Raw genomic sequence first — 21,734 nt, 5'->3', positions numbered from 1 at the left:
TTTATCCTTTAACAGCACCCTTTGTAAGACCACTAACTATATACTTTTGCAATGAAAGGAATAGAATAGTCATAGGAAGCATACCTAATAGGGCAGCAGCTGTAAAAAGACCCCACTCAGTCATATAAGGACCTGAAGAAAAGGTCCAAAGCCCTATTGCATATGTATATTTCTGAGCATCTTGAAGAATAATTCTTGCAAAGATAAATTCGTTAAACACATTCATGAATGTTAGTATTACCACTACTGTAAGTATTGGTCTTGCTAAAGGAAGTATTATCTTATAAAAAGTTTGAAATCTTGTTGCTCCATCTATCATTGCTGATTCTTCTAAAGAGTCAGGAATAGTATCATAGTAACCCTTTATAAGGAACATGTTATAAGCAATATTTCCCAAATAAACGAAAGTCAAACCCGAAAGAGTATCAAGACCTAAAAATGGAATAAATTTTCCAAGAAGATTAAGTAAGCTATATATAGCTATCATATATACAGCACTTGGGAACATCTGTATAAGAAGGAGGGTAAGAATACCATACCTTCTTCCCCAAAATCTCATTCTACTGAATGGATATGCTGCTAAAGCACAAATAAAGGTTGTAATTATAGCTGACACTCCAGAAACTATAATAGAATTTCTTACCCATCTTAAGAAATAATGTTTTGTTTTTTGTTTCCATATTTGATCTATTCGAAATATTTCGTTATCAATTTTCCTTAAATAACCTTTAATCTCTCTGTATGGCATATTATCCATCAATTCTCCAGCTTTTTTCGAGACAATATTGAGATTTGAGCTTACCATATTAACAAAATCAGTTTTACTCAAATTGTATAAATCATCAACTTCGGATAGATAGCTTTTTTCTCCCTTAAAAGATTCTTCAAAAACTTCTTTCCATTTTTTATCAATAGCATAAATAAGAGAATCTGATCTTTCTGTAACAAGATTTAGATTTATTGAAAAAAGATTGAATTTTTCGTAAAAGATTTTAAAATCATTAAGCCACTTTAACTTATCCGCTGTTTGCTCAACATTCATGATCAGATTATCTCGACCAAAATCAATGATATAAGAAGTTGCAAATTCCCTGAATTTATTACTCAAAGGGTATGTTAATTCAAGAAAATTATTAAAACTTTTAGCTCCTTCTATTTTCTCAATATCTTTCTCTAAATCTGATATAAAGATTTTTAACTGTCCATATCTTGTAAAAGGTTTAATATTCTCTTCTTGTTTTTCTAATTCCCCCTGAGTAAGTTCCTTTTCAATCTCTAAAAATTCATTTTCTTGTTTTATAAGGGCAACTTTTCTATTTTTCTCTTGAAGAATCTCTACATTTTTATCAAGTTCTTTAAGAAGCAATTTCAAATTATACAAAATATTATCAATTCTTTTATAATCCGATTTTTTTACTAAGGCTAATTTTGCACTAACGTTATCTAATGCTCTTTTAACTTCATACAAATCAGGATACTTAGAGATATTTTCTGTAACTTGTTTTATGTCTGTAATTGTATGATTTATAGAATGTTTATATGCCACATTAACATATGATAAATGATTGTCTTCAACTATTTTTTCTAGTTCTTTATCAAAAGTTAAAATCTCTTTGAGAATATCATTTGTTATCTTATTGTTAATGTTTAGAACCCTGTCTTGCAAATATGTATATTCACTAAGCAATCTATCATACCTTTCTTGATTTAAACCAATAATCCTATCCAGCTCTCTTAACTTAATATTACTTTTTTCTATTTTTTGCTTGTAGTATTTTCCTAAGAGAGAGGTTATCTTTTTAATATCTTCTTCTGAGGAGATTTTTAAACCAAAAAGCTTCTCCAAATCATCTTTAAAAATTAATATTGTATCTTTATCAAAATCTTTTTTATAAAGGATTGTAGCGATAGCCAATTTAAAATTTTCATTTTTTGATTCCTCTTTTGGAAGATTTTTTTCTAAATATCCTCTTAGATCTTCCAAAATTGCAATAATATCATGTTTTAGTTTCTCATTTTTTGATGCCATATAATCTCTAATTTTATAAAATGCTTCTGATGCATTCTTTTGCCTATCTTTTGTCTCTTTCACATATACTTTCAAATAAGATATATCTTTTTGAATTTCTTTTTCTATTTTGTTTTTATCCCATTTGTCATAAGGTGGGGTAACCATAATTAAATTCTGTAACTCTTGAGCTAAAACAGGCATATTTTTTTCAGGGATAAGTAAATCCTTATAATTTTGAATGGAAATTCTGGAGGAAAAAAGCCTTGTAGAAAAAGCAGCCTCATCTCTTCTTAAAGATGTTGATACAATCCATACTACAGGAAAAAGTATTATGGGAATAAGAATCCACAGTATAATATGGGTAATAATATGCCCCCTCTTTACTATCATTCTCATTCACCTCTTACTTCCTCAAAAGCTCCTGATATTTTAAAATTAACCAAGCTTATACCAGCCACTAAGAAGAAAATCAAAATGGAAATTGCGCTCGCAAAACCAAATTCCTGACCTCTTCCCTCAAATGCTAATTTATATACATAAGATATTAGAATATCTGTATGACCTGCCGGAGTAGTTGAACCTACCATTGGTGGTCCGCCCCCAGTTAATAAATATATAAGAGTGAAGTTATTAAAAGTATATGCAAAACTACTTATTAAAAGTGGAGCAATAATAGAAAGTAACAAAGGAAAAGTTACATATCTAAACCTACTTAATTTTCCTGCTCCATCTATAGCAGCTGCTTCATACAAATCATCTGGAATAGATTGTAGTGCTCCTAAGGATATGGTCATCATATATGGAAAGGTTAGCCAAGTGTTAACAACAATACAAATCACTTTAGCCCAAAAAGGATCATTAAACCATTTTATCGGATTAAGCCCCAAGTAAGGTAAAATAATTTTATTCAATATGCCATATGTTTCATTAAATATTCCATTTTTCCATGTTAAGACTGATATGAAATAAGGAATAGCCCAAGGAATTATTAAAAGAGTTCTATATATGTTTCTTCCTTTAAGTTTTCTATTATTTAAAACTAAAGCAAAGGCAAGACCAATTGAAAAAGAAAATAAAACTGTAAAAAGAGACCATTCTACAGTCCATAAAAATATCTTAAAGAAAGGACTAGATATCCTTTCATCGGTAAAAATTCTTGAAAAATTTTTAAACCCTACACAAGCAGTATAACCAACAAGAAATATCTTATTACCATTTTCATCTACATCATAGAAAGATCCTTCCTCCTCAATTAAAGGCTTATTTGTTTTTGTGTTTATAATTACCATTTTTGTAATCTTTTTGCCGTTTTCTTCTACATCTTCATAAGTCAATCTATAAAGTCGTTCTATAGTAAAAAATTTCCATTTTCCATCCTCATCAACTTTCACACTAATTATCTTTCCTTCTGGGGTTATATATTCTGCATTAGCAAGAAACTTTTGTATAAGCAAAGTAAAATAATAAGAACTCTTTTCTAAATTATTATCATTTAGAGAATATAATGGTTTGTATATTTTATTAGTAGAAATAATTTTTTCTATTTTAGAAAATGATGGTTCAGGAATGAATTCATAAACATTACCATTAATATTGATTTTTGATGTCGATAATTTATAGAGTTTACCTTCTCTTAAAAGTATTTCTCTCCCTCTTTGCTTAACAGGTACAGGAACAGTACCTATAAAGGTTTCATTATTAATATTAAAAAGTAGAACAAAATCTTCTGTAGGTTTAAAATTATCATAAGTAGTAAATATTTTAAAGTTTATAGGCTTTTTATCCACAACATAAGTATAATTTGGATCATATAAAATTTTCTCTAAAGATTCTTGCCTTGTAAATATATGACCTGTCCCATAGTTTGTAAAGGCAGTTTTTATAGTAAAGTATATAGGGTACAAAACGAGAAGAAACAGAAAAATTAGAGCTGGGATAGTATATCTATAAGGATAGCACTTTGGGTTAAAAATAAAAAAATCAATTAATAAAAGAGCTGATATAATAATAACTCCAAGTTCAAAATAATAATTTTGAATTAAATAAACACCACCCCAAAAAAGGATACCATTAACTATAGCAATAACTAACCATAAAAAAATTTTTAAAAAGCCCCTCAAAATCATCCCTCCTATAAAAAAAGGAGCCTAAGAACATAATCCTTAGGCCCCTTTTAAAAGTTTACTACTTCTTAATTTGAGCCTTTATAGCTTTGACAGCATTTTCTAAAGCTTCTTCTGGGGTAGCCTTGTTATTAATTATAAGATTCAATGCATCATTCATTGCACTCCATACAGAGGCCATCTCAGGTACATTGGGCATTGGAATTCCATTAGCAGCACTCTTAGTGAATCCAACAATATCTGGATTATCTTTTACTAATGAAAGAACATCTTTTCTTGCAGGAAGTCTTGGATCTGCCAAATAAATCTTATACATTGTATCTTTAGTTGCCACATAATTTATAAGGAAATCACGAGCAAGAATCTTATTAGGTGATTTAGCATTAATCATAAATCCTTGTACACCTACAAAGGGTTTTGCTACGATTCCTTTTTCAAGTGCTGGTATTACGGTTACTCCATAGTTTACACCGGCATCTTTATAAGCTTTTACTGCCCATGGCCCATTAATAATCATTGCAGCTTTACCTTCTTTAAACATTGAATCCATTATCTGATAGTTATCTCCAGGTGTTAAAATGCCCTCATCTACAAGTTTCTTCCATAACTTTGCCCCTTTAATAGCACCAGGATTTGCAAGACCAATATCTGTTACATCAAGACCCTTTGGTGTTTCTTTAAATACATACCCACCATATCCAAAAATTACAGGAGCAACATAATAAAATTCTGCAGCACTTGTTATAAATCCTCTAACCTTTCCTTTATAAGCGGTATTTATTCTCTTAGCTGTGCTTATTAAAGCTTCAAAAGTAGAAGGTGGTAGTTTTACATAATCTTTATTATAAATAAGAGCTATAGCTTCCATTGCATATGGTAATCCATATAATTTACCACCATAAGAGAAAGCGTTAAGAGCAGTTTTATAAAATTGATTCTGATCTTTAAATTGAGGAATTGGTTCTAATAAACCATTAACCACCAATTCACCAACCCAATCATGGGCTCCCACAATTATATCTGCACCTTTACCTTGAGGAGCTGCCGTAAGAAAATTAGGCTTTATAGAACCAAATTCTACATATTGAACATCAACACTGACACCATATTTTGCTTTAAACTCTTCTCCCAATCTTTGAAGAATATCCACTTGTTTTTCTGAACACCAAATAGTAATCTTATTTGCTTGAGCTCCAGTTAAACTAATAGCTAAGAACAAAAACAGTACAACTAATAGGAAACTACTCAGTTTTTTCATAATGAACCCCCTTTCTTAATAATTTTTAGGTTAATCCCCAAAAATTTTTTGCTTTACCTATCCTTACTTATTAATTATAAGCCAATTTAAAACCATTTTGATACCAATTTATTATTATAAATGATTACTCATATTTGTCAATTACAATCTCAAAGAATCCCTATATATAACTTGAGCAGGTATTAGTACCCTCTTTTGAGTTATATTCTTGCCATGATTAATATCAATAATTATATTCAATATCTCTTTGACTATCTTCTCTACGTCCCATTTAAAAGTAGTTAATGAAGGCTTAATTTCAGTAGAAAGAGAAATATTATCACAACCTATTATACCAATTTCTTTACCAATATTTAATCTCTTCTCTTTTAACCTTTGTATTAAACCAATTCCCATCCAATCATTTGCAGTAAAAATACCTATAGGCTCTCTAATTTTATTGTATATACTATAAATTTCATCGCCAATCATATACCCTGATGTATAATTCATTTTTGATTCTATAACCCTATAATTTATTCTAGTAGAACTTTTCACTCTATCTAAAAACCCAATTTTTCTAAGATAAGATGCGGTATATCTTTCTGGCCCTGCTAAATGTATTAAAAATAAATATCCAGACTTAATTAGAATTTCAGCAGCCATCCATCCTATCCTATAATCATCTACAGAAACTTGTATAATCTCGTCATGATTCATATACTGTTCTATGGTCAAAATATACTTATAACTTCTCTTAACTTTTTCTATTAATTCATCATTTAAAAGACCTATCATAACGATAGGGATATCTTTATTTTTTTTACTTTCATTAGTAAGACTTTCTACATTTACAAAAAGGATCTTAAAACCATTAAGAGTAAAAATATTAGTTAGCTCCACAAAAAACCTTGCATAAAAAGGATCATCGCTTTTTATGTCAGGAGAGGATAAAATATGCACAATTTTATCTCGAGTCTTAGGTACAATATATGTGCCTTTCCCTTGAAATTGAATAAGTAATCCATAATTAATTAACTCTTTTATTACAGAACGTATAGTAGTACGACTAACCTGAAAAGTTTCAGAAAGGTCTCTTTCTGAGGGTATTTTTACATAATCATACCCTCTATTCTCTTCTATCAGTTTTAATATTTCTTCTTTAACTTTTTCTTTAACTAATGGTTTAAACTTCATTTTTAAACACAATACCATTTAAATACCACTTTAAATATAAAGGTATCATATTAGAAAAAAAAGTCAATTATTTTTAAGATTGACTATGTGTAAGTTTAAATTTAATATCTTAACTATAAACATATTTAAAGGGGTGACAAAATATGAGAGCTTTTAAAAAAGCTAACACCCAGAAAAATGAAATAATAATTATCAATCTGGATCCTGAAGAATTTCTCATTGAAAGTATAGTTGATTATCTTAAAAACAATAATATTAAAAATGCTTGCGTGATTAGTGGAATTGGCACCTTAAAAAAATTAACATATCATCGTGTTCTTTCCACATCCATTTATCCCGAAAACGAATATCTATCTTTAGAAGGACCTTTTGAACTATCTTCTCTTCAAGGAATGATAATAAACTATGAACCACATCTCCATTTCGTAGCTTCAGACTTAAAAAATACATATTCAGGCCATATTGAGTTTAATTCTCAAGTATTGTATCTAGCAGAAATTGTCTTATTAACATTGAATAACTTTTCTCTTAAAAGAAGGCTCAATGAAAAAAATATAAACATTATCGAGGAGGAATAACCAAAATGGTTTTCAATGATAAAGAAAATCAAGAACTTTTGAAACTTTTTGAGGGATTAAGAGTGGCAGATGTAAGAGATGGACTTGATTATCTTTTGTTACATCATAATTATAGTATTCCCTATACTATAAAACCTCTATTTCGTACAAGAATTGTTGGTATTGCAAAAACTGTTAGATATCTTCCTTATAAAGGAGAAATACCCAGAATGTCACCAAAAGAATATGCTGAATGGATGGGTTATTATTATAACAATATATGTACATATCCATGGTTAGATACAATTAAAAAAGGAGATTTTATAGTAATAGATCAAAGTTGTGTAGACGCAGGATTAATGGGATCAAACAACTCTCTATTAGGTTTCACTAAAGGAGTAGTTGGATATTTAACCAACGGAGGTCCAAGAGATTCTGATGAATTAATATTACAAAAGATTCCTTTTTGGTGTAAATTTATATCTCAGAAAACAGTAATTGGAAGGTTGCAGTTTGATGCAATGAATATTCCTGTTAATATAGAAGGCGTAATTGTTAATCCAGGTGATATTGTAGTAGCAGATGGGGATGGAGTAGTTATAGTACCCCGTGAAAAAGCTTTTGAGGTAGCTATGTATGCCAGAAAAGAATTAGAAATGGATAAAGAGGGAAGAAGAAAACTATATGACATAATGGGCTGGAACTATGATGAAACAGTAAAATAAAGAGGGAGGAGAGAAATCTCCTCCCTCTTTATCTATTTTACTATTACATCACTTGAAAATTTTCTTTTCTCAGTTATTACTTTTGTCTCTTTAATCTGGAAATTACCTTTAAGTTTGATGTCTTCAGATGAAGACCCAATCATTACCTCAAAATTTCCTCTTTCTACCACAAACCTCATAAACTCATCATAGAAAGCAAGTTGCTCAGGATACAAAATAAACTTAATAGTCTTTTCTTCTCCAGGATTTAAATAAATCTTTTTGAACCCCTTCAATTCTTTAACTGGCCTTTCTAAGCTTGCTATTTCATCATGTATATAAAGTTGTACAACTTCTTCTCCAGCTAGTTTTCCTACATTTTTTATTTTAAAAGTTATTTCAACAGATTCCAAGGAATTAACTATTTGAGGTTTTATCTCTAAATTGGAATATTCAAAATTTGTATAAGATAGACCATGACCAAAAGGATATAGGGCTTTAGCTTTAGCATCAACATAATCAGTAAAGGCAGAAGGCTTTCTATTATAATATACCGGTATTTGACCTGTTACAGCCGGAAAAGATATAGGAAGTTTTCCTGAAGGATTGTAATCACCAAATATAACATCAGCTACTGCATTTCCTCCTTCTTCTCCTGGATACCAAGCAGTTAAAATAGCATCCATATTTTCATCTTCCCATTTCAAAGCCAATGGTCTTCCATGGATAAGAACAAGTATAATAGGTTTACCTAACTTCTTAAGCTCTTTGAGCAATTTCCTTTGGATCTCAGGAAGTTCTAATTCTGATCTATCATTACCTTCTCCAGATATACCTCTATGGAAAAGACCACTCTCTTCTCCCATAACAGCAATTATAACTTCTGACTTCTTAGCTTCTTCTAAGACATTTCTTATATCTTCATCAGAACCATCCACTATATCACATCCTTTAGCATAATGAATATCTGTGTTCTTAGAAACTTTATTTTTTATTCCCTCAAGTATACTTACTGTTGGTACAGCACATACTTCTTCTATCTTCTGGCCTTCTAATGTTTCAGAAACAGATGGAATATGTACAGTATAACTATAATCACCATGTAGATTTCTTGGATTATCAGCATTAGGACCTATAACTGCAATAGATTTTATATCTTTTGGAAGAGGAAGAATTCCATTATTCTTAAGTAAGACAATTGATCTTCTAGCAACATCTCTTGCCAGTTCACGATGTTCAGGAAGATCAAAAGTTTCATATACTTTCTTAGGCTCTTTCTCTTCTTCTTCGAATAAGCCTAAAAGGAATTTTGCTCTCAATACTCTCTCCACAGAAGTATCTATAACTTCCTCTGAAATTAATCCTTCTTTTACTGCTTGAATGAGAGGTTCACCATAACAATCAATTTCGGGTAACTCAATATCAATTCCTGCTTCAAGGGCTAAAACTGCAGCCTCTTTAGCATCCTTTGCCACTCTATGAAAATTTTCTAACATCCTAATAGCAACATAATCAGAAACCACAAACCCTTTAAAGCCCCATTCCCATCTTAATATTTTAGTTAACAAAAATTTAGATGAAGCACAAGGTACACCATCTATTTCATGGTATGCATTCATTAAAGAACCAGCTTGAGCCTCTTTTACAGCCACTTCAAATGGGAAAAGAAATACTTCTCTAAGTTCCCTTTCTCCAATTTTAGCTGGTCCTAAATTTCTCGCACCTTCAGAAATACCATAAGCAGTGAAATGCTTAATTGTAGCAACTATTCCTTCTTTCCAGTCCTCACCTTGAAGTCCTTTCACGTAAGCTGAAGCCATTCTTGAAACCAGATACGGGTCCTCTCCAAAAGTTTCTTCTGTTCTTCCCCATCTTGGATCTCTTGGGATATCAAGAACTGGAGCTAATCCTTGGTGAACGCCTACAGCCCTCATTTGTTGCCTAATAACATCAGTAACCTTCTGAATAAGATCTGGTTCAAAGGTGCTTGCCATACCAATCGCTTGTGGAAAAGTAGTAGCACCCTTTGCTAAATATCCGCTAAGACATTCCTCATGAATAATGGCAGGAATTCCAAGTCTTGTTTTTTCTTTAAGAAACTTTTGAATCTTGTTTCTCAAAATAACTGCTTTCTCAGGTTCTACACCCTTATCACCAGCCAATCTTGTAATTTGACCAATTCCGTATTTCAAATATTTTTGAGCTTTTTCCTCAGAAAATTCCCCATTATCATCTACTAAATTTTTAGCAAATACTGCTTGCAATTGTGCAATCTTCTCTTCGAGAGTCATCTTTTTAATTAATTCTTTAACCTTTTTACTTAACTCTTTTTCTTCCATGATAATACCTCCTTATAAGCAAACGTTTTTATCTTAAATTATAAACTAATAGGATAAAAAAATCAAAAAAGAATTACTAATCAAAATAATATATGTTATTATTATTTAAGACTACTTTGTTATGGAGGTAACTATGGATAAGAATATAAAATTTAAAGTGGTAACAGACACTACGTCTGATATACCTACTGAGATAGGAAAAGGGCTTAATATTAATATAATTCCTTACTATATTCATATGGATGGAAAATCTTATGAAGAAAATGTTGATATTCAGCCTGAAGATGTTTGGGAATATCTAAAAAAGGCTCCAGAAAATAACCTTCCTAAAACAGCATGTCCTGGTGTAGGAGAATATTATGAGGTATTTAAAAAAATTTTAGAAGAAGGCTTATCTGTCTTAAGCATACATTTAACATCATGGGGAAGCGGTGCTTTTCAATCAGCCAGTACAGCAAAATCTATACTAAAAGAGGAAAATCCAAATTATGAAATAGAAGTTATAGATTCTAAAAGTGTTTCGTTAGGAACTGGGTTTATGGCTATAGAAGCTGCTCGAGCTGCACTAAAAGGATTATCTCTAAAAGAAGTAGTAGAACATATCCAAAAAATAAGAGAAAACTTATTTCATGCTTTTACTAATGAAACATTAAAATATCTTGCAGCTGGTGGAAGGATAGGTAAAGCAAAGTATCTTTTAGCTGAAATATTAAATATCAATCCCATAATTTCAATTGATAAAGAGGGAGTCCTTTTTGCTTTAGATAAAGCAAGAGGAAGGCTTAATTCCTATCAAAAAATTATATTTCATATGCATGATTTTTTTAAAGAAAAAATCAGTTTGAATATAGGATTACTTCATGCAAATGCATGGGAAGAGGTACAGAAATTAAAAGAAGAAATTGCTAAATATTTTGAAATAAAAGAAGTACTTATTAATAAATTATCAGCGGCTCTAAGTGTTCATTCTGGACCTGGCACTGTAGGTGTGATTGCCTATCCATCATCCCTTTCCATAGAGTAAATTTGACAAAAACCATAATTTAATTTAAAATTATCGGCAAGGTATTACCTTCGGGGCAGGGTGAGGGAAGAGATAAAGCTCTTCCCAATTCCCGACCGGCAGTGATGGTATCTCTACAAGAGATACCTAAGCCTGCGAGCAAGTCTTTTGGCTTGCAGACCTGGTGAGAATCCAGGGCCGACGGTATAGTCCGGATGGGAGAAGGTAATTTATTTATTTGTAAAAAAAGCCCTGGGGGTAAATACCCCCAGGGCTTTTTTAATTCTAAAAAAGGAGGTTGATAGCATGACCACTAAAAAGCTTACAACAATTTCTATCTTAACAGCCTTATCTATCATCTTATCAATAACAATCTATTTCCCCATTCTCCCCCAAGCCCCCTATTTATTGTATGATCCAGGAGATATTCCTTTATTATTAATAGCTTTGTATTATGGTATTTCGGAGGGTATCATTGCAACTCTTATTGTGGCAATTTTGATGGCCATATTCACAGGCCAAGGTGGACCTATAGGAGCTCTTATGCATTTTATAGCCACAGGCACCTTAATAACAGTAGCTGGCATATTATACAGAAAAACAAAAAATAGAATTCTATCTCTATTTTTTGGAACAATAAGTATGGCTATAACAATGGCAATTGCAAATTTAATACTCACTCCCATCTACTTAGGAGTACCAAGAAGTAGTATTATTCCATTAATTATTCCAGTGATAATTCCATTTAATTTAATTAAGGCTGGTGTCAATTCAATTATTGCTTATCTTATTTCCTCCATAAATACATTAACTAATTATCTATTGGAGAAGAAGGAATAGAAATGAACAAAGCTAAGAGTATAAGAAAAGCTCCAATAAACTGAATAAAAGATAATGATTCTTTTAATATAAAAAAGGCAAAAACAGTAGCAAAAACTGGTTCTAAGTTATATATTAAGGCTGATTTCGTAGGAGTAAGGTACTTTTGACCTATAAGTTGAAGTGTCAGAGTTAAAGAAGTAGCAATAGTACCTAAGTAAAAAACAGGAAGAAAAGATATAAAAATACTTTTTAAAGGGAGACTTCCTGTTTCAAAAAAAATATGGAACAATAATGCTAAAAGAGCTGTTAAAAAGAGTTCAGAAAAAGCAAGATCTAAAACTTCTTTTTTATGAACTACATATGCAATATAGACAATCTGGATAGCATAGAGTAATGCGCAAATAAAAACCAGGAAGTCTCCCCAATTTACATAACCAATCTGCTTAAAATCGACAGTAAGCATAGTTAATCCTAAGAAGGCTATAGAAACCGAAAACCATAATCTAACACCAATTTTACTTCCCAAAAATATTCTTTCAAAAAATGGTACCATTAAAACAGAAAGCCCAGTTATAAAAGCACCTTTAGTAGCAGTTGTAGATCTTAATCCAAAAGTTTGAAAAGCTATAGCTGAAAAATTAATAATTCCTAAAATTGATCCTGCCCAATTTATTGTTAAAGGATCCCTTTTAGCTATGAAATAAATACTTAAAGATAGACTTCCCAAAAAGAATCTTACAAATAAAAGAAAAAAAGGAGTAAGATATTTTAAAGATATCTTCGTCAAAGAAAATGTACTTCCCCATATTAAAGTTACAAAAATTAAAATTAATGTACCTTTAATTTCCAATTTTCTCATCATATAGCAGAATTATATCACAACGATTTACAAATAAGCATATTTGGGTTAAGATATGATAAAAGGTCAATCAAAAGAGGTGAAATATCATGATGGTTGAGGTTTATATAGCAGGGCTAAGTTTAGATCCTCAAACCAATCAGTTTGTTGTTCTTTTAAGAGAAAAGCCAGAAGGAAAAAGATTCCTCCCAATATGGATAGGTCCTTTTGAAGCAAATGCTATTGCTATTGCTTTGGAAAAAATAGATATAGGGAGACCTCTTACCCATGACCTTCTAAAAAATATAATTGAATCTTTAAATGCAAAGGTAGATAAAGTTTATATACACTCCCTAAAAGAAAATACTTTTTATGCGACCATCTTCTTAAATGTAAGCGATAAAACATTAGAAATCGACTCCAGACCTTCTGATGCTATGGCCCTTGCTTTAAGAACTCAATCTCCCATTTATGTAGATTCCCAAGTATTGGAAGAAGCTGGTTTTGTAGAGGAATATAATGCAGAAGAAGAATTAACAAAACTATTAAGAGATTTAAATCCTGAAGAATTCAAAAAACAATAAGAAGGAGGTTATATACTAATGCCTTTCTCTCTTATTAGTGTTTATGACAAGACCGGAATTGAGAATCTTTGCCTTGAATTAATCAACCATGGATATCATATTATTGCGACTTCTTCTACTGCTAAATATCTAAGGGAGAAAGGATTTGAAGTAAAAGAAGTATCTGAATATACAGATTTCAAAGAATTAATTGGTGGAAGAGTTAAAACACTTCATCCCAAAATATTTGCAGGAATTTTGGCTAGAAGAGATAAAAAAGAAGACATAGAAGACATACAGAAAAAAAACATCCCTTTAATAGATATTGTTGTTTGCAACCTTTATCCTTTTGCAAAAGTTATTTCTAAAAAAGATGTATCTTTAGAAGAAGCATTAGAAAACATCGATATCGGAGGTGTAAGCCTTTTAAGAGCAGCTGCAAAAAACTTTCCATATGTTCTTGTAGTCCCATCCCCTGAAGATTACGAGAAAGTAATTCAATATTTAAGAGAAAATAGGAATGATATTGAATTTAGAAGAGAGATGGCTATTAAAGCCTTTTCTATTACCTCCATATATGATCAAACTATATCCTCCTATTTATCTCAAGAATTTTATGAAAATATAAATCTTAATTTAAGCAAGAAAATAGATTTAAGGTATGGAGAAAATCCTCAGCAAAAAGCAGGATTTTATACTTTACCTTATCAAGAAATACCTTTTGAGAAACTTCAAGGAAAAGAATTATCCTATAATAATCTCTTAGATATGGATTCAGCTTGGAATTTAGTTAAAGAATTTACAGAGCCCACTGTAGCAATTATCAAGCATAACAATCCTTGCGGTGTAGCTTCTGACAATAACCCCACTAAAGCCTTTTTAAAAGCCCTTGAAAGTGATCCTGTATCAGCATATGGTGGAATTATAGCATGCAATTTTATTTTAGACGAAAATACAGCAAAAGAGATAACAAAATCTTTTTTTGAGATTGTAGTAGTACCAGGTATTACAGAAGAAGCTAAAAATATTCTTTCTACTAAAAAGAACTTAAGAGTTTTAATATATAAAGAAAATATTCCAGAGAATCCTTTTGAGATAAGATCTTTAAGGAGAGGATTCTTAATTCAAACCTTCAATAATGTAATGATGAAAAGCTATGAAGTAAAAACATCTATAAAACCTGATGAAAAGGATATAGAAGAATTACTTTTTGCTTTAAAAGTTGTAAAACATGTTAAATCAAATGCTATTGTGGTTAGTAAAAACAAACAAACCTTAGGAATTGGAGCTGGACAAATGAATAGAGTGAATTCAGTAAAAATAGCACTAGAACAAGCAGGAGAAAAAGCAAAAGGGGCTTATCTTGCATCTGACGCTTTCTTTCCTTTTCCAGATTCCATAACTCTTGCAGCCCAATACGGAATAAAGGCTGTAATTCAACCATCAGGGTCCATAAGAGATGAGGAAGTAATAAAAGAAGCAGAGAAAAATGGAATCATATTAGTCATGATAGATACCAGACATTTTAGACATTGAACCAAATAGAAGAGATTTTTAAAATTCTTTTTGATAGATATGGTCCTCAATATTGGTGGCCTGCTGAAACTCCTTTTGAAGTAATAGTAGGAGCTATTCTTACTCAGGCCACAAGTTGGAATAATGTGGAAAAGGCAATTAATAATTTAAAAAAACATAATCTTCTTGATCCTTATAGTATTTACAACATCTCTGAAAAGGATTTGTCAAATCTTATTAAACCATGTGGATTTTACAAGATAAAAGCAAAAAGACTTAAAAGTTTTATAGAGTTTTTTATTAATAAATTTGAAGGAAACATATCCAAGATGAACGTTTATCCCACATCATATCTAAGAAAAGAACTTTTAAACATAAATGGCATAGGTATGGAAACCGCAGATTCCATTTTATTATATGCATTAAATAGACCTGTTTTTGTAATTGACAACTATACCAAAAGATTATTTCACTGCCTTGGACTTTTTGACTACAAATTACCTTATGAGAAATGGCAACAAATTTTTCACAACTCTTTATTCCCAATTTACCAACTATATCAAGAATATCACGCACTGATTATAGAACATGGTAAAAGAAAATGTAGAAGATGCAATGATAAATGTTTTCTTAAAAAGACTTTATATTTAAACCCTACTTTTGGATAAAAGCTTTTTCTAAAGGTTCCTTTTTTATTTCTCTTATGGATAATTCTTTCATTACTTTTATAAAAATTGTTTCTACATAATTATCAGGAATATCACCCACGAGAAGATAATATTTATTATCTTTCTTCCAAACTATAGATTTCCACAGAATATTAGATGCAAAAAATACCTGAGTACCATCAATAATAATAAGCTGTCCAGTAGGTCTGAAAGGAATATTGCCCTCAAAAAGGGATAAATCAGAAACTCCATCTGAATACTTATAATAATGGGTTATTTTATCATTATCTTCTAATATAGAATAAAATTTAATAAGCATATATCCTAAAGGAAGCTCAAAAGGTACTTTTGCATTATTAATTTTTTCCTCGACTAATTTACTCTCCTCTATTTTCGTATTCTTATTTCTTATAAAGTCAAGATTAAAAAGATTCTCAGAGAACTTAGGATTAAAATTGATCTCTATAAACATCGTTCTTCCCACAATTTTTCCATTACTATTATACTTATCCGTTCTCAAAGATATATATTTTTCACTATCTATCCACATTTTACTTATGAGTTTCTTAGTATATTTAGAAACGAATAGAATAACATATACCCTCCTGCCTAAAAATACCTCTTCATTTTCTATAGTAACAATATAATTTTTCCTTATTAATCTTATTTGTCTTTCTATCTCATCTTTAGTTCTTATGATAAAAGATGAAGGAGAAATTCTTACCACATTAATTTTAGGGTCAAAATCATATTGATATCTTCCATTATCTATAACTACTCTACCCAAAAGGAAGGGTGGAGATAAATAATCTTTTCTAAAAAGATAATTACCATTAGAATAAACCTTAGCAATACTTGTTTTCTCAAAATTAGGATCATCAAATAATATAGAAACCTCTATGCCTGAAAATGGTACTATACCATTATTTTTTTCATAATTTCTAATAATTTCGAAAGGATCTTCAGCAAAAACAGTTGTAATGTAAAAGAGACTTATAAACAGTACAAATATCCTTTTCATTACTCATTTTCCACTATACTGATAAAGTACAAGATCGACCAAAGTATTTTCATTTATTGAAGTACTCATTTTTCCGTGAAAGTTATAATAACTGTATATGTTTTTATCAAAACTCTGAGATTTAAAATAATTCTGGGCAAGAAAGATAATTGCACCGAAGAAAGCAATAAAACCAAGAATTAAAAGGAATTTTCTGAACGGGTTCTTTAAAAATTCATCTTTCTCTAAGGTATATTTTACCCAGATTTTATCTGACAATTCTTCGTAAGGTTCAATTTCAGGAAGTTCATGGATTAATTTCACTATTTTCTCCATCATTTCTAATTCCCTTCTACAATAAGGACAAGTTAAAAGATGAGCTTCTAACTCTCTCCTTTTATCTGGAGAGATTTCACCATCAATATATGACGATATCAATCTTTTGGCCTCTTTACATTGCATAATTTACATCTTCCTTTAAAAGTTTCTCTTTCAATTCTTTTCTTGCTCTAAAAAGTCTTGATTCTACAGTACCCACAGGACAATTTAGTATTTTAGCTATCTCCCCGTATGACAATCCTTCATATTCCCTAAGTATTAAAACTTCCTGATATTCCTTAGGAAGCTCCTTTATTAATCTACGTACTTTACTTTTCACATCTTCCTTTTCTACTATATCTAAAGGATCCTTTGTATCTCCCGCTATTATACTTTCAAATGTATTATCATCTTCTTCATTTATTGAATTATCTAAGGAATATACTTCTTTATTTTTTCTTCTATAATCATGAGCAATATTAATCGTTATTCTATAGAGCCATGTAGAAAACTTTGAATCTCCTCTAAAACTATTAATACTTTTAAAGGCCTTTATAAATACTTCTTGTACAAGATCCTCCAAATCTGGAATATTTCCAAGTTGAAGATAAAGAATATTCAAGATTTTCTTTTCGTATCTTTTCACAAGGATAGAGAAGGCCTCTCTATCTCCACCTTTGATATAAGAGAGAAGAGCATGATCAGATAACTTGCCTTTTTCCTCCTCAGAAAGGGAGGAAAAAGGCTTTAATTCATTATCAGATATAGTTTTCTTTCCTTTAATCACACTAACTAATTCTCTATACATAATATTTTCTTCCCTTCAGTTTAAAATTTAGGAGCCTTTCTATTATATATCATTAACAAGTATCTTAACCTTGCCACATCCCCTTTATCTAAAACATTGCTTATCTCTTTCCACATTTCTTTCTTCGTATCCTTTTCTTTTATCCTTAGTTCTCTAATCTCTTTTTTCAATTGTTCTAATTTTTCCTTATCTTGACTTCCAAGAGCTCTTGCTTGTAAAGTCTTTTCTCTTATTTGTAATCTTAATTCCTTTAAAGCATCAAAATACTTATCCAAAATAGCCTTAACTTTTACCTTCTGTTCTTCTTTAAGCTTTAAACTCTTATCAAGGAAAGACAGTAAATTCTTCTTCCATTCTTCATATATCTTGTTATTCAAAATTTTTAATTCTTTAATATTTTGCTGTAATTTTTCAGAATCAATCTTTTCTTCTCTTAAAAGTAACTGAATCTCAGCTTGTATTCTATTTCTTTCTCTTAAAAGATTCTGTAAATCTTGAGAAACAAGAACTCCCAGCCCAAAGGTATATCTGTTTCTGTCTAATATCATAACTTTTTCTCTATAAAGCATCGGACCTTTATGATTTGGAGTAGCAAAAATAATATTTGAAATAAGGAAAAGTATTATTAAGATTCCTACAACATACTTCAGACTTTTCATATTCTCACCCCTTTCTAAATACCTTTTTACATAATTTATGACGAAAATTACTATTTTTTATTCCCAATTTTTAGCTCTTCTAACAGCTTCTTTCCATTTCTTTAAAAGCTCTCCCCTTTTCTCCTCTGAGAGACAGGGCTCAAAAATTTTCTCTTCTCTCCATAAATGCTTGAGTTCATCAGTACTTTTCCATAAACCTACTCCAAGGCCTGCCAAAAATGCTGCACCTAAGGATGTTGTTTCAGTAATAAGAGGTCTTATAACTCTTATATTAGAAATATCAGACTGAAATTGCATAAGAAAATTGTTAGCAGAAGCACCACCATCAACTCTTAATTCTCTAATTTTTATACCAGTCTCTTCACTCATGAGTTCTAAAACATCTTGGGTTTGATATGCTATAGCTTCCAAAGCTGCTCTTATAATGTGTCCTTTCTGAGTTCCGCGGGTTATTCCTATAATTAGTCCCCTCGCAAACATATCCCAGTAAGGCGCTCCCAGCCCTACAAATGCAGGTACAAAAAACACTCCTCCGTTATCATCAACACTCTTTGCAAGAATTTCGCTTTCTAAAGAATTCTTTATAATTCCTAAATTATCCCTAAGCCATTGTATCACTGCTCCTGCAATAAAAACACTACCTTCTAAGGCATAATAGATCTCATCTCCTACCCCATAAGCTATAGTAGTAATAAGACCTTTAGATGAATATTTAATATTTTTGCCCGTATTCAGTAAAATAAAACAACCAGTACCATATGTATTTTTTACTATGCCTTCTTCAAAACCACATTGCCCAAAAAGGGCAGCTTGTTGGTCTCCTGCATCCCCAGATATGGGAATCTCAAAATTGTCAATAATATGGCATGTCCCATATACACAACTTGAAGGGAGAACCTTAGGCATCATAACTCTCGGAATATTCATTATCTCTAAGAGCTCATCATCCCAATCTAAGGTTTTTAAGTTAAAAAGCATAGTTCTTGAAGCATTAGAATAATCTGTAACGTGGACTTTACCTCCCGTAAGATTCCATATTAACCAAGTATCCACTGTACCAAAAAGGAGCTTACCTTCTTCAGCCTTTCTTCTTGCGTTAGGTATATTGTCTAATATCCATTTAATCTTGGGCCCTGAAAAGTATGCATCAATTACAAGACCAGTTTTCTCCTTTATTAATTCAGAAAGACCTTCTTTCTTTAATTCTTCACAATAATTTGCTGTTCTTCTACACTGCCAAACAATTGCATTGTATATTGGTTCTCCTGTTTCTTTGTCCCACACAATAGTTGTTTCTCTCTGATTAGTAACTCCTATAGCAGAAATCTCTTTTGGTGATATGCCTGATTTATAAACAGCCTCTATCATTACTTCTTTTTGAGAATTCCAAATATCCCAAGGATTATGCTCTACCCATCCTGGTTTTGGGAAAATTTGAGGAAATTCTTTTTGAGCCATACTAATAATATTACCTAAGGAATCAAAAACTATTGCTCTTGAGCTCGTAGTTCCCTGATCTAATGCAAGAATATACATATTTACCTCCCCCTCTTTCCTAAATTTTTTTATTTTTTCCTCAAATAGTCTATCAAATCGTTCAACTGCTTTTTATACATAGTTACGTGATAAAAAGGATTTAATGGTTGTCCTTTACTCCATGCTTCCATAAATTTTTGAAATTCCTGTCTCTCTTTCTCAGAAACATTTTGTGGTCCTCTCCATTGAGGATTAACTTGCCCCTTACTTATCTGTGAACCTTGAGGATTTTGTTGCAACTTTTGCCTTATTTCTTCAAATCTTTTTTGCCTTTCTATTTGTAATTTGTCAAGATAGGTTATTTGCTCATCAGTTAAAACAGTCTCAATCCTTGATATAAATTTATCAGCCTCCTTCTTGGGAAGCATATTTGTTTTAAGAAGCTCCTGTAGGATAGGAATAAGTTTTTGAGCCTGGTTTTTTGTAATAGCCACCTTCTTATCTTTATCAAGCTCTCTTAAATCCCTTATTAATCTTATAAGATATTGAACTTCTTGAGACATAAAATTTCTTCTTTGTTGTTGAGTTTGGGTTTGAGGATATACTAAGGTTATTATTAATATAACGAACAACATTAAAGTAATTAGTCTCTTCATGGCATTTACCTCCTTATTATTCATACCTCAAAGCCTCTATAGGATTCAATTTAGAAGCTCTTCTTGCAGGATAATAACCAAAAAATATACCAACCAATGCAGATACTGTAAACGATAAGATTATAGGATTTAATGTTACAACAGCAGAAAGACCAGAAAATGATTTTATAATTTGTGCTAAGAAAATACCTAATAAAATACCCACTATCCCACCTACTACTGACACAATTACTGATTCTAAGAGAAATTGCAAAAGAATATATCCAGATTTTGCTCCTACAGCTTTTCTTATACCTATTTCTTTTATTCTTTCTGTAACGTTGACCAACATTATATTCATAATACCTATTCCACCAACTAAAAGGGAAATAGCCGCTATTCCTGCAAGAAAGAGAGTTAATGTTTGCATTGACTGATTCAAAGAAGAAAGAATAGTTAATTGATTCTGTACTACAAAATCATCTTCATCGGGATTTGTTATCTTATGCTTTTTTCTTATTATTTCCTCAATCCGGGTTTGAAGATCATCCATGACATCAGGACTTACAGCAGAAATATATATATTGTTTAAAAAATTTCCTCCTTGAATTTTACGCTGAAAGGTAGTTAAAGGTATAAATATCATATCATCCAAGTTAGCAAATCCGCCTAATTGTCCTTGAGGTTCAAGAATTCCTATAACTTTAAATGTTATTCCAGCTATTTTTATACTTTGACCCACAGGGTCCTCATTCCCAAAAAGAGTTTCGGCAACAGAAGATCCCAATACTGCTACTTTTTTACTCCCCCTATAATCCTCTTCACTGAAGAAATCTCCTTCCTTTAACTTTATCTCTCTCACCCTCATATAATCAGCAGAAGTACCAATAACTTGAGTATTAGAATTTGATGCCTTATACTTTACCTGAACATTTCTGTTTGCATAAGGTACTATAGCTACTACTTTTGAACTGTCCAACTCTTCTTTAAGAGCTTCATAGTCATCATTAGTAATAGAACTTCGAGGTGCTCCTCTTACAAGCCCAACTCCTCTACCAAATCGTGGAAAAACAGTAAGAAGGTTAGACCCAAGAGATGTAAACTGCTTTTCAATAGAATATTTAGTACCCTCTCCTAAGGATACTAAAGTTACTACAGCTGCGACTCCTATTATTATCCCAAGAGTTGTAAGAAATGTTCTTAATTTATTTGACGAAAAGCTATAAAGGGCCATCTTTAGTATCTCTACAATCATCATAGT

Annotated in this window: 20 protein-coding genes and 1 riboswitch; of the genes, 7 read left to right on the top strand and 13 right to left on the bottom strand. The window is 31.1% G+C overall.

The window, feature by feature from the left end:
- Position 1: 1 nt before the first annotated feature.
- The 4 genes from ACY3JM_RS04600 to ACY3JM_RS04585 form a co-directional block, all read right to left on the bottom strand.
- The gene (locus ACY3JM_RS04600) at positions 2–2,401 is read right to left on the bottom strand and encodes a sugar ABC transporter permease (RefSeq protein ID WP_463082364.1); all 2,400 of its coding nucleotides are present in this window, start codon (positions 2,399–2,401) and stop codon (positions 2–4) included.
- A 2-nt stretch (positions 2,402–2,403) separates the two neighbouring features.
- Positions 2,404–4,131, bottom strand: a complete 1,728-nt coding sequence (locus ACY3JM_RS04595) for an ABC transporter permease subunit (RefSeq protein ID WP_463111077.1) — start codon at positions 4,129–4,131, stop codon at positions 2,404–2,406.
- Between the two features lie 64 nt (positions 4,132–4,195).
- Positions 4,196–5,392 carry a maltose/maltodextrin ABC transporter substrate-binding protein MalE gene (malE, locus tag ACY3JM_RS04590; RefSeq protein WP_463111076.1) on the bottom strand — a complete coding sequence of 399 codons (1,197 nt, stop codon included), beginning with the start codon at positions 5,390–5,392 and terminating at the stop codon, positions 4,196–4,198.
- Positions 5,393–5,533: 141 nt separating this feature from the next.
- A complete protein-coding gene (locus ACY3JM_RS04585; protein WP_463082367.1) occupies positions 5,534–6,568 on the bottom strand; it encodes a substrate-binding domain-containing protein in 1,035 nt (344 codons plus the stop codon).
- A 143-nt stretch (positions 6,569–6,711) separates the two neighbouring features.
- On the opposite strand from ACY3JM_RS04585, the gene ACY3JM_RS04580 reads away from it, so the two are divergent.
- Both ACY3JM_RS04580 and ACY3JM_RS04575 read left to right on the top strand, forming a co-directional pair.
- Positions 6,712–7,146: a PPC domain-containing DNA-binding protein gene (locus ACY3JM_RS04580; protein ID WP_463082368.1), complete on the top strand. Its 435-nt coding sequence runs from the start codon at positions 6,712–6,714 to the stop codon at positions 7,144–7,146.
- Between the two features lie 5 nt (positions 7,147–7,151).
- Positions 7,152–7,850 (top strand): RraA family protein, encoded by a 699-nt coding sequence (locus ACY3JM_RS04575; RefSeq protein WP_463082369.1) that lies wholly within the window; start codon positions 7,152–7,154, stop codon positions 7,848–7,850.
- Between the two features lie 32 nt (positions 7,851–7,882).
- Here the strand turns inward: ACY3JM_RS04575 and ACY3JM_RS04570 are convergent, their stop codons facing one another.
- Positions 7,883–10,168 (bottom strand): glycoside hydrolase family 3 N-terminal domain-containing protein, encoded by a 2,286-nt coding sequence (locus ACY3JM_RS04570; RefSeq protein ID WP_463111075.1) that lies wholly within the window; start codon positions 10,166–10,168, stop codon positions 7,883–7,885.
- Between the two features lie 133 nt (positions 10,169–10,301).
- Here ACY3JM_RS04570 and ACY3JM_RS04565 point away from each other — a divergent pair, with 133 nt between their 5' ends.
- On the top strand, positions 10,302–11,192 hold the full coding sequence (locus tag ACY3JM_RS04565) for a DegV family protein (RefSeq protein WP_463082371.1): 891 nt from the start codon (positions 10,302–10,304) through the stop codon (positions 11,190–11,192).
- A gap of 42 nt (positions 11,193–11,234) precedes the next feature.
- Positions 11,235–11,402: riboswitch (FMN riboswitch) on the top strand.
- Positions 11,403–11,477: 75 nt separating this feature from the next.
- Positions 11,478–12,011 carry an ECF transporter S component gene (locus tag ACY3JM_RS04560; protein WP_463082372.1) on the top strand — a complete coding sequence of 178 codons (534 nt, stop codon included), beginning with the start codon at positions 11,478–11,480 and terminating at the stop codon, positions 12,009–12,011.
- On the opposite strand, the gene ACY3JM_RS04555 is transcribed toward ACY3JM_RS04560, so the two are convergent.
- Positions 11,983–12,855: a DMT family transporter gene (locus ACY3JM_RS04555; RefSeq protein WP_463111074.1), complete on the bottom strand. Its 873-nt coding sequence runs from the start codon at positions 12,853–12,855 to the stop codon at positions 11,983–11,985. The genes ACY3JM_RS04560 and ACY3JM_RS04555 overlap by 29 nt on opposite strands.
- Positions 12,856–12,941: 86 nt before the next feature.
- Here ACY3JM_RS04555 and ACY3JM_RS04550 point away from each other — a divergent pair, with 86 nt between their 5' ends.
- From ACY3JM_RS04550 to ACY3JM_RS04540, 3 genes are read left to right on the top strand one after another with little or no spacing between them, the layout of a single operon-like run.
- Entirely contained in the window at positions 12,942–13,415 is a 474-nt protein-coding gene (locus ACY3JM_RS04550; RefSeq protein WP_463082374.1) for a bifunctional nuclease family protein, read from the top strand.
- Positions 13,416–13,433: 18 nt separating this feature from the next.
- Complete coding sequence (purH, locus tag ACY3JM_RS04545; RefSeq protein WP_463111790.1) at positions 13,434–14,930, top strand: bifunctional phosphoribosylaminoimidazolecarboxamide formyltransferase/IMP cyclohydrolase; 1,497 nt, start codon at positions 13,434–13,436, stop codon at positions 14,928–14,930.
- Complete coding sequence (locus tag ACY3JM_RS04540; RefSeq protein WP_463082376.1) at positions 14,927–15,577, top strand: endonuclease; 651 nt, start codon at positions 14,927–14,929, stop codon at positions 15,575–15,577. Before purH ends, ACY3JM_RS04540 begins: the two co-directional genes overlap by 4 nt.
- Here the strand turns inward: ACY3JM_RS04540 and ACY3JM_RS04535 are convergent.
- From ACY3JM_RS04535 to ACY3JM_RS04505, 7 genes are read right to left on the bottom strand one after another with little or no spacing between them, the layout of a single operon-like run.
- Positions 15,564–16,598: a LolA family protein gene (locus ACY3JM_RS04535; RefSeq protein ID WP_463082377.1), complete on the bottom strand. Its 1,035-nt coding sequence runs from the start codon at positions 16,596–16,598 to the stop codon at positions 15,564–15,566. The two genes, ACY3JM_RS04540 and ACY3JM_RS04535, sit on opposite strands and share 14 nt — an antisense overlap.
- Positions 16,599–16,601: 3 nt before the next feature.
- Positions 16,602–17,039 (bottom strand): anti-sigma factor family protein, encoded by a 438-nt coding sequence (locus tag ACY3JM_RS04530; protein ID WP_463082378.1) that lies wholly within the window; start codon positions 17,037–17,039, stop codon positions 16,602–16,604.
- Positions 17,029–17,703 carry an RNA polymerase sigma factor gene (locus ACY3JM_RS04525; protein ID WP_463082379.1) on the bottom strand — a complete coding sequence of 225 codons (675 nt, stop codon included), beginning with the start codon at positions 17,701–17,703 and terminating at the stop codon, positions 17,029–17,031. The genes ACY3JM_RS04530 and ACY3JM_RS04525 overlap by 11 nt, the downstream gene beginning before the upstream one ends.
- Before the next feature lie 20 nt (positions 17,704–17,723).
- Entirely contained in the window at positions 17,724–18,362 is a 639-nt protein-coding gene (locus ACY3JM_RS04520) for a Spy/CpxP family protein refolding chaperone (RefSeq protein WP_463082380.1), read from the bottom strand.
- 57 nt (positions 18,363–18,419) lie between these two features.
- Positions 18,420–19,898: a glycerol kinase GlpK gene (glpK, locus tag ACY3JM_RS04515; RefSeq protein ID WP_463082381.1), complete on the bottom strand. Its 1,479-nt coding sequence runs from the start codon at positions 19,896–19,898 to the stop codon at positions 18,420–18,422.
- 29 nt (positions 19,899–19,927) lie between these two features.
- Positions 19,928–20,494, bottom strand: a complete 567-nt coding sequence (locus ACY3JM_RS04510; protein ID WP_463111789.1) for a hypothetical protein — start codon at positions 20,492–20,494, stop codon at positions 19,928–19,930.
- A 16-nt stretch (positions 20,495–20,510) separates the two neighbouring features.
- Entirely contained in the window at positions 20,511–21,731 is a 1,221-nt protein-coding gene (locus tag ACY3JM_RS04505; RefSeq protein ID WP_463082383.1) for an ABC transporter permease, read from the bottom strand.
- Positions 21,732–21,734 lie beyond the last annotated feature (3 nt).

This window comes from Dictyoglomus sp. SSW (assembly GCF_055181335.1).
Note: the sequence above shows the minus strand (reverse complement) of the source record. Positions and strands in the feature narration are given on the sequence as shown.